10 protein-coding genes are annotated in these 9,689 nt (G+C 38.1%); all 10 read right to left on the bottom strand.

Annotated features, from left to right (window positions below; translation table 11 throughout):
* Positions 1 to 65: 65 nt before the first annotated feature.
* Positions 66 to 941: a formylglycine-generating enzyme family protein gene (locus tag VB691_RS23830; protein WP_323294022.1), complete on the bottom strand. Its 876-nt coding sequence runs from the start codon at positions 939 to 941 to the stop codon at positions 66 to 68.
* 122 nt (positions 942 to 1,063) lie between these two features.
* The gene (locus VB691_RS23835; protein WP_323294023.1) at positions 1,064 to 1,678 is read right to left on the bottom strand and encodes a hypothetical protein; all 615 of its coding nucleotides are present in this window, start codon (positions 1,676 to 1,678) and stop codon (positions 1,064 to 1,066) included.
* A 15-nt stretch (positions 1,679 to 1,693) separates the two neighbouring features.
* Positions 1,694 to 2,776 carry a reverse transcriptase/maturase family protein gene (locus tag VB691_RS23840; protein WP_323294024.1) on the bottom strand — a complete coding sequence of 361 codons (1,083 nt, stop codon included), beginning with the start codon at positions 2,774 to 2,776 and terminating at the stop codon, positions 1,694 to 1,696.
* A gap of 392 nt (positions 2,777 to 3,168) precedes the next feature.
* Positions 3,169 to 3,564, bottom strand: a complete 396-nt coding sequence (gene avd, locus VB691_RS23845) for a diversity-generating retroelement protein Avd (RefSeq protein WP_323294025.1) — start codon at positions 3,562 to 3,564, stop codon at positions 3,169 to 3,171.
* A 180-nt stretch (positions 3,565 to 3,744) separates the two neighbouring features.
* Complete coding sequence (locus VB691_RS23850; protein WP_323294026.1) at positions 3,745 to 5,520, bottom strand: formylglycine-generating enzyme family protein; 1,776 nt, start codon at positions 5,518 to 5,520, stop codon at positions 3,745 to 3,747.
* Positions 5,517 to 6,599: a hypothetical protein gene (locus tag VB691_RS23855; RefSeq protein WP_323294027.1), complete on the bottom strand. Its 1,083-nt coding sequence runs from the start codon at positions 6,597 to 6,599 to the stop codon at positions 5,517 to 5,519. The genes VB691_RS23850 and VB691_RS23855 overlap by 4 nt, the downstream gene beginning before the upstream one ends.
* 94 nt (positions 6,600 to 6,693) lie before the next feature.
* A complete protein-coding gene (locus VB691_RS23860; protein ID WP_323294028.1) occupies positions 6,694 to 7,692 on the bottom strand; it encodes a MoxR family ATPase in 999 nt (332 codons plus the stop codon).
* A 5-nt stretch (positions 7,693 to 7,697) separates the two neighbouring features.
* A complete protein-coding gene (locus VB691_RS23865) occupies positions 7,698 to 8,771 on the bottom strand; it encodes a hypothetical protein (RefSeq protein ID WP_323294029.1) in 1,074 nt (357 codons plus the stop codon).
* Between the two features lie 103 nt (positions 8,772 to 8,874).
* Entirely contained in the window at positions 8,875 to 9,291 is a 417-nt protein-coding gene (locus tag VB691_RS23870) for a hypothetical protein (RefSeq protein ID WP_323294030.1), read from the bottom strand.
* 114 nt (positions 9,292 to 9,405) lie between these two features.
* A partial coding sequence (locus tag VB691_RS23875) for a DUF6753 family protein (RefSeq protein ID WP_323294031.1) occupies positions 9,406 to 9,689 on the bottom strand: 284 nt, incomplete at its 5' end.

The following is a 9,689-nucleotide window of genomic DNA, read 5'->3' on the forward strand; positions in this document are numbered from 1 at the left end:
GTTATCGAGCGGAGTCGAGACTTGTACTGAGCTTGGTCGAAGTATGCACCAACCAGAGCAAAGAGCTAAGAAGACCTGGGAAGACCGCAGACAACACGCAAACCGCCGCTGCTGTGACGCGCGCTGCTGCCGCCGCGGTTAGCCGAACGGCAGTTGCGCGGACCATAGTCGTACGAACCACCGCGGGCTACATGATTTCGCTCATCTGTAAATAGTTGTTTAATATTCTTTACAATATCTTGATAGTAATCTTCTTGTTGATTTTTTTCATCCCAAACGCTTCCGTCTGTTGGTGCGCGATTACCATGATAGTTACTATGCCAAGGATCTAAGCACCATTCCCAGACATTGCCGTGCATCTCACTCAGTCCAAATAAATTAGCCACGTCAAAGAAATCAACCTCTGTTGTTTCTTTTCGATACTCTCCTTTTTCCCCTCTCCCATAAGCCCCATATTGCTCAGATGAGCCATTATAGTTGGCTAACTTGGTAGAAATCGTTTCCCCAAAATGAAAGGGTGTGGTGGTTCCTGCACGACAAGCATATTCCCATTCTGCTTCGGAGGGTAAGCGATAATTACGTTTTGTATGAAACGATAGACGAGCGCAGAATTCTATTGCATCATACCAACTAACTTGTTCAACGGGTCGCTTATCTCCTTTAAAATAAGATGGGTCAGATTCAAGCTTTTTCTCTATTTGTGGCATAGCAGCAACGGCTTTCCATTGCGCTTGAGTGATGGGGTAGCGTCCCATAAAAAACATCGGCACTGTAACCTGATGCTGTGGTCTTTCTGAGTCTCTACTATCTTCCTCAGTTTCAGGGGAACCCATCATAAAACTTCCAGAGGGTATTAAAATCATGTCTAAGGAGACACCATTTAAGTCTTCTACATACCCTTGAACTTGCTTTGATTCTCGCTTAATCTTGAGTTGTGCCATTTTTCGGCAAAAATATTGTAAATTGGGAAAATGTTTTGCTTTGATTCTACTCAGAAATTTTTAGATAATTCCTGGACTTTTATAATCTTAATATTCCTGATTTGATTAAACCTACCAAACAATTAAGCGTCTAACTTGTCATCTGAATTGACACGAAATTCTGCCAGGTAGAAATCTTCATCTGTAGATTGATTGCCCCCGGTGAACATCCCAAAATACATCAATTGAGGTGCTATTTTGACAGAATGATCTCCTAAAAATGTGATTATTACCGGACTTTCTTCTAGGTTACTTGGAGTTTCTAAAAGTTCAATCTTCCCTTTTCTATAAATTCCTTCGACTGATTGTAACATTGAATTAACTTTCCTAATTATTAATAAAAATTTGGAGTTATTTCTATCAATATTATAACAGAAAGAAAATCTTTTATCAAAAATATTGTAAATTGGAAAACGTTTCGGTTTGACCCTACTAAGCTCTCCAATCTGATTTATTTTTGGGCTTTTAACCACCGGAACAGGTCTGGACTCTTTAGGACACTCCCAATTAATTCCCATTAACTGGCTCTCGAATAAAAGAGTGCTGGGGAGACCGCACACAACTCGCAAACCATTGTTGTTGTTACGCGCGTTGTTGTTGTTGCGGTTAGCCGAACGGCAGTTGCGCGGATTATTGTTGTACGAACCGCCGCGTTTTCTCATGCCTGTCCCATCTTTTATTATCGGATATTTAGGCACATTTGCGCTCAATTTTTAGATTTTCTTTGGAAAAGGCCAATCTTGTCGCTGAAACGTCCAATGCTCAAAAATATCTTGTCTCAGTCGATAAGTGTCACCATGTTTTAGATGTGCTTCCCAACTTTGTAACCGTTGTACCAATTTTTCTAAAGATATTTGGCCATAACGATAATCATATTGTAAATCTATTAATCTTTGACGCGATCGCCTTAAGTTATCATTCCTAACTCTAACTTGATTAGGCAACACCCTAAAACCCAAAAAATTGGCTCCATGTTTTGTCTCAAACAACTGACTTTTTATTGGATGCACTGTTAATCTTAACGTGGTCAAGTATGCCTCAATTTCTTGTCTCGCTGCTGCTAAATAATCCCAATCATCTGAAAACAAAGCAAAATCATCTACATATCTTAAATACTTCTTACATTTTAAATCTTCTTTAACAAAATGGTCGAATTTATTCAAAAAAACGTTACAGAGAATCTGACTACTTAAGTTTCCTATGGGTAGTCCTTTTTTTCGTTCTAATAGGGTTAATAATGTATCTCCTGGATAAATTTCATGAACGGGTTCTTGTTCATTGCTATTGTCAATGATAGTATCAATTAGCCATAGAGTTTCTGGGCATTTTAAATAATGACGAATTTGTTCTTTAAGAATTTGATGATCAATACTGGGAAAATACTTCTTAATATCACATTGTAAAACATAACGACTGGAACGGGCAAACCCAATAAATCGCGTTAAGGCTCGATGGGTTCCATAACCTTTTCTGTTAGCATAAGAATCAGGAATGAAACTTTTTTCTATCAATGGCACAATCACATTACAAAGAGCATGATGAACCACTCTATCACGATAAGGAGCAGCAGAAATTAAACGGGGTTTAGGGTCATAAATTCTAAATGTATGATAATCCCCTGGTTTGTAGGTTTGCGTTTTCAGTTTGTTTTGTAGTTTGAGTAAATTGCCTTCTAAGTTCTCATTAAATTCTAAAACACTATCTCGAAAACGCTTGCCTTTTTGCGCTTTCTTTGAGGCTTCTAAAAGATTCTCAAACTCAATTATTTTCGGGAAAATATTACCAAATCGTTTCATGATTTTTGTTTAAGTATTATTTGTCCATTAAGCTAAGACGCATTTAAACTGTATATTAGCAAAGCGCGGAAACAAACCCTCACCCCATCATACCAAATCCGTTTTAGAAAGTATATTAACGTAGAGACGTTGTATACAACGTCTCTACAGGGTTTGATGGGTTTTTGGTAACTAGCCTTTGAAATGCGGATTTGGTATCAGTCATTTCAGTTAACAGTTATCAGTCACAATGACTAATTTAGATGCGTGACAGCTAATTCATTATTCATTGCTCATTGTCCATTAATTTCAGGACTTACGCAAAAACCCATTTTTACCAACGAAATTAGGTCATTTTAGCTTCTGAGAAAGAAGAACAAAACGTTTTTTTTCGGTGATAGTGCGTAAGTCCATTAATTTAAAATTTCACTGTTTTGATAATAAGTCTCATTATTATTTCTTGGTTTATAACTTGACTGTTTTTGCTGTTTAATCCATCCACCTAATTCTATTCCAATTTCCTGTAATTGCTGACTAATATATTGATAACGTTCAACTGAAATTAACTCAAAATCAGACAGCAACCGAGTCTGATATCTTAAGATGTCTAATTTGGTATTTAAGTCTGATAACTGGGTTAACTTATCTTTAGCATATCTCGCTTTAACTAATCCTTCTAATAACTCATAAAGTTCAGTTATCATTCTATCGCCTAACATAAATTTATGGTCACGCGGCAACTTATTTAAAATCGGCACAAACCATTTAACAAAATCGTAAGTTTTCTGAATAACTGGCAATTCACCCATGAATCATTTAACCCTCAATTTCCTTGGCACAGATTTATGATTATGACAGAAAAATAGGCTTAATAATTTCAATAAATCTAACTGTTTATTGCTTTTTGTTACCAATATATTAAGTTTTGTAAAGAAGGGCAAAAAAAACGCGGAGGGCAAAGGGCAAAAGAGCAATAGAACAAAGGGGAACTAAGTCCTGGGGAGACCGCACACAACTCGCAAACCATAGTCGTAGCCACGCGCGCTGAAGTAGTTGCGGAAAGCCGAACGGCAGTAGCGCGGAGAATTGACGTACGAACCGCCGCGTATTACACGATTTCGTTCATCTGTCAATAGTTGTTTAATATTCTTTACAATATCTTGATAGTAATCTTCTTGTTGATTTTCTTCATCCCAAACCCTTCCATCCGATGGTGCGCCATTATAGTCACTATGCCAAGGATCTAAGCACCATTCGTAGACATTGCCGTGCATATCGTATAAACCAAAGGCATTGGGTTTAAAAGTCCTTACAGGAGTTGTTTTGCTTCGGTCTTCCCCTTTAGGTTCATCCGCATAAGTCACGGACGCATCATAATTCGCTAACTTATCTGTAATGGTATCGCCAAAGTGAAAGGGGGGATATACCTTTGTATTGATGGTATTTTGTCCTTCTATGTCCTCACCATCGGAAATTATTACTGGGGGAGTCTCAAACCCTCTACAAGCGTATTCCCATTCTGCTTCTGACGGCAAACGGTACTCCCTTCCCGTATAAATGGATAAACGAGCGCACCATTCTATGGCATCACCCCAGTCAATATTTTCCACAGGGTTCTCATCTCCTTCATATTGTGAAGGGTTGGGGTTGAGTTCTCGTTCTACTTGAGGTAAGGAAGCGATCGCCCGCCATTGAGCTTGAGTAATGGGGGTTTGACTCATGTAGAAGGGAGCAATTTTTACCCGATGTTGTGGAGTTTCATCGTCATATCTATCTTTTTCATCAGAGTGTGACCCCATAATTAATTCCCCTTCAGGGATATAGATCATGGTTAAGGGTTCAACGGTTTGGGTGGGTTCACTTTCTCTGTCATTATTGTCTACTTCTGACTTTAAATCATCATTCCCCACGAATGACTTTATATCATCATTCCCCACAAATGACTTCAAACCGTCTTCATTACGGTTTTTTATGTCTAAAGATTCCTTGTAATAGTAAGCGGAACATGGCAGTGTTTGAATAATTTCACCACGATTATTGACAAATACGGTTTCAAATTCTAAATTTAGTAGTTCTTCTTCTCGTTCAAAGATAATCGTAGCGACTTCTACCGGAAATAACTGTAAATTAAAGGACTGAAGAACTTCCAATGGAACAGTTTCTACCGCCTCAACTGTTGTCTGGGTTCGCAGAACGCTAGTGACTTCTTCTGCATAAGCCAGTAGTTCTGGATGACTCTGTATTTGAGGTTCTAATTCTTGAACAATCCTTGCTAATCGCTTTTGTTGAGCAGAACTGACACATTTAGAGAATTCTTGGGCAATTTCTTTAACGGCATTTTCCCGTTCATCCTCTAAATATACCATTGCTGCCCATTGTTGTGCCTGTAATTCTTGTTTACCGATGAAGGGATTGTTTTTAGCTAAATAACGAACATAATTGATAAGACGACGGGCTACCGCTTGCATACGAGAAGCACCAAATTCTTGCCTTAATTGCTTCAGCGCATAGGCACGAATATCCGTCTTCATCACATAAAGTTCATAGCCTACAGGCTGACATAAATCAGATAGTAAAAAATCCACTTCAGCTACCCAAACCGTTTCGCCAGCCAGGAATTGTATTCGTAGATAATTGAGTAATTCAGGGGTTAGAACAAAGGGCAAAGCGGCATGATAAACTAAAGCACGATAAGAGGAGTCAAATCGCTCGACAAAACTTTCAATTTGTTGTTTAGCTAAGCTCTCTTGAGTTATTTTGCTCATATTAATGATTGATAGCTGATTTGTCCCCGTACTACGTCGATAGCCTGGCTTAATCCTTCATCATCTAAGGGAAACATAGGAATCAGATACTGCAATACTTGGGCAGAACTACCTTCCCATCTCTCAGGAGGCATAGGGTTTAACCAAGCAACCTCATTAGTGTAACGCTTGAGTTGACGCAGAACCCTAGTGGTTTCCCGAATTCGTGGTAAACGTCTATAACCTCTAGCTGCTCCTGCATCGCTGATAATTATAATACTAGTATTGCTATCACATTTTTCCATCACCTCAACCAAGGGCATCGGTTGGGTTAGATAAACATCTTGATAGACATATTCAGCCGGAATATTGTGGAAATAAGCGACATCTACTCGTTCTGGACTCAGGGTACTTTCATATTTAGCTGTTTCTACTAAGTCACGAGTAAAATGGTGAAAGGGAGTCATTGAACCATTTTGATCAATAAGTAGTAATAGATGGGCATTATTGCGCTTTTCTCTGATGAAAACTGGTTTGAGAAAAAAACCTTGATCAGCCGTTAGTTTAATCGTTGCGTCCACATCAAAAACAGCTTCAGGGCCATCAGGAATGAGACGACGAAGATACCGCCAATTGTAAGCCATTGTCCGGCGTGTCACAGGATAATAGGTGTGAAAAGGCGTTGCGGATTGGTCTTGGACGGGTTTGAAGGGGGGAGACTGTACAGGAATACCCGCTAGATGTTTTATCGGTTGAGGGGTATATATTTTAGGCAGAACTTGAGATAAAGGAGCAGAAATATCTGGCTTTTTATTGGTCGTTGTCGGGGAGAAATTATCGGATTCGATTATGGGAGGGTTTATTGATGCTTCTTTAATCACCACTATCTCTTTCCATTCTAGTTGAAATTGTGCTTGTTCTTCAACAGAATGACACCAAAGTAATTGTAAAACTTCCTGTAAATCTGATTCATTTTGTGTTCCATATCCTCCCTTGATTGCTTCTAAAGCAGCCAAATATTCTCCCATACCTAAATTTAATTCCTGTCTGACTTGACGGAAGATTTGGCGGGTGATTTCATCAGGGTTAAAGGAGGACATTTTAGATGTTAGATTTTAGAGACTTCGGTTGGCTTCAGCACAGGTTTTTTATTTTCGATTGAGGGTTAATTCCGTTAACTCCTACTGACTTTTATTATGTTCCCTCTGGTTCAAATTTATCCCAATCTGCGCGGATTTTCAAAAGAAGTTCTTTATATGGTAAATTCTGCAAAGATAGATTTTTTACAGGATAAGGAATTTTTTGCCCTGTTTCTTGAAAATTGGTTAAGGCTTCAATCCAATCGAGAAATTCACTGGTGCCAGGATTTTTAAATAATCCATCTTCCCGAATTTCTCTAAATAAGTCAATCACTTTTTTTAATGAAGTATCATCTAGACGCTTTCGAGATTCGGTCTGTTCACCATATTGATCGTGAATCTTGACAATTCTCTCTAGCTGTATTTCGTCAGGAAATTTAACATAGTGATAAAGACAACGACGTAAAAAAGGTGCAGGAAGATTCCCTTTTTCTTTATTGCTCGTAATGATAACAATAGGTTGATGGTTAGCAGGAATAACGTCTCCAGTTTCGGGGATTTCAAATTCCCAAGGCTTATCTAACACGGTCAATAAATCATTAGGAAAATCTAGTTCTGCTTTGTCAATTTCATCAATTAAAACAACGGCTGGACATTCTTTTACTTTAAAGGCTTTACCGATTTCTCCAAATTCTATATAATCTCCTGGATTTTGAGGATTTCTTTTTTTGATTTTTTTTACGTTATCTGACCCTAGATTTTCCGAAGATTTCTGTTGCATTTCTTTTGAAATATTACCCAGCCTTTCTAAAATTTGAACATCATGTAATCGACCAATAGCATCATATTTATATAATCCATCCTGTGCTTTAGTGGTTGAGCGAATATTCCAACGATAATAAGGTAAGCCTAATTGATAGGCGACGGCACGGGCAAGTTGGGTTTTTCCGCAACCTGCTTCCCCTTCTAATAGCAAAGGCCGCCGTAAATAAATAGCTAAGTTTACTGCCTTTTTTAGTTCTGGGGTGATGATGTAGGGTTCAGGGTTTTTTGGGGCAGCCTCGTGAGGATTTTCTGGTTGAAGATTAGGGTCGTCTTTAAATTCGTATTTCATAGGATTTATCCTGCTTCATTGAATAGATTTATGGGGCAATTTTTAAACCATATTTTCTTTAACGCTTCGGAGGTTTTTTGAGGATCACCTCTGTTATTTCTTCGATAAATTAGTCTAGCTTCTTTTGCAATCTTTTCATTATCTTCAATTGTGGTATGCAAAGCTAACCAATCATCAATTTCCTCTAGCTTCCAGTTTCTTAACGGAATTTCAATCACATTTTTTTCCGTAATCTCTTGTATTTTAAACGGATCAAATCTACGGATAAAAGGCAGTTCTAAACAATCTTCTTCTAAAATTCCTGGTGAATCTATCACGGTAATTATCTTAACTTGACGATACTTTTTCGTGCTACATACCGAGGCAATCTTCAGTAACAAAGGTTGCCAAAAATCCTGAATAAACCAGATTAGTGTTTTCGATGGACTTGCCAATTCATCCCATTGACTTAAATGAAAAAATAGAATTGTTCCATGCCGAATAGAATCCCCAATTGTCGTGATAATTTCCTCAATTTTTTGGTCTTGATTATCTCTTTCACTGATGCCAAAGAAACTAGCTATTTTATTGAGTAAGCCTTCCTCATCAAGTAAGCTGTCCGAGGACAGTCCAATCGAATAAGGTTTAAAGTCGGTCTTAAGTTTTTTCAGGCTATCTTTAATCTCCTCTAGATAAATATCCCCTCGCTTTGATTCGCTTTCGTGCATTAATAATAAAACGGCACCCTGCCTTCTTTGAAAATTTTTCAAAATATCATCAAAAAGATTCTTGGCTTCATCAAAATCAATTTCACGAATCCAGTCATCAAATCCTAGAGAACGGCGATTTGGGTCGGGAGATTGCCTTTCTATTTTCTTCAAATTTTCATTTATTTCTTCTGTTTGTTGCTGAATTTTATCTTGTTCTTTGATTTGTTTTTTCTCCTCTGAGGCTAACTCTTTCACAACAAGCTTTGCTATCATCTGAGCTTGTTCTTTTGATAATTGCTGATGCTGATTAATTGTTATATCGCCTACATAGGCAGTCCCTTTATTATCAGTTTGATAGCCTCTACTACTATCTTTATTGCTTTGATTCATGCCCGATAAATGAAAACTTCTTGTTACAGGAGAATAAGGTAAATAGAAAACAAGCAGCAAAAAACAGAGGAATTAAAGCAACACGAGATTTGGGAGAACCCAATTAACTAGATTTTTCATTAATGTGAATTTCGCCAATATAAGCTTTTCCCCCCTCTACCTTGGTTTGAAATCCTCTAGCATTATCTTTATTAATTTGAGTCATCGTACTGTTATCTTGAAGCTTTCCTGCACTAATTTCTTGCGCTACAACTTCTAGTTGTTTAGCAAATTCCGGTTCTTCCTTCATAATAATCTTGAGATAGTCGCCTACAGTTTCTACATCTTCCTCAGAACCTTTCGCTGCTCCTTCAAGTGCTTTATCAGCTTGAAATCGAGATTTAACCTTATCCCACACCATTTTTCTCAAGTCATCAATCTTATTCCAAGCAGATTCGGTAAACTTTTCGATAGTTTTTTCAAAGGCTTTGCTGAAGGCTAAGGCAGCGATCGCACTAGCTGTTAATGTCACAGGTTCCATTGCTATTTCCTCTTTGAAATAAGGGGTTAATTAACCAACGTTACCCCTTTAAATTACCATGATTTTAAGTTTTTTTGAATTTTTCCGACTCTTAGTAGATGACAAAGCGTCTTTTTATCTAGACAATGCCCTCTGCCCAGGCGGTTTTACCCAAACAACACAAAACCCATTAATTCGTTCTTGTGTTCCATAACTTAATTTTACCCCTAATTTCTGCACATCTTGTTCACAATTCGCAAAATACCCTTTATTCCACTCCATAATCTGACGGGCATATTTCCCCTCACCACTCATAGCCCAGTTTAGGGACTCAGCTTGAGTTTGGGTTAACTTTTTGTTGCTGTAACCCCCTTCTAACCAAGGGGGTACAGTAATACCCATAAACGCCCCGAAACAGA

The organism is Crocosphaera sp. XPORK-15E, from assembly GCF_034931425.1.
Taxonomy (GTDB): Bacteria; Cyanobacteriota; Cyanobacteriia; order Cyanobacteriales; family Microcystaceae; genus UHCC-0190.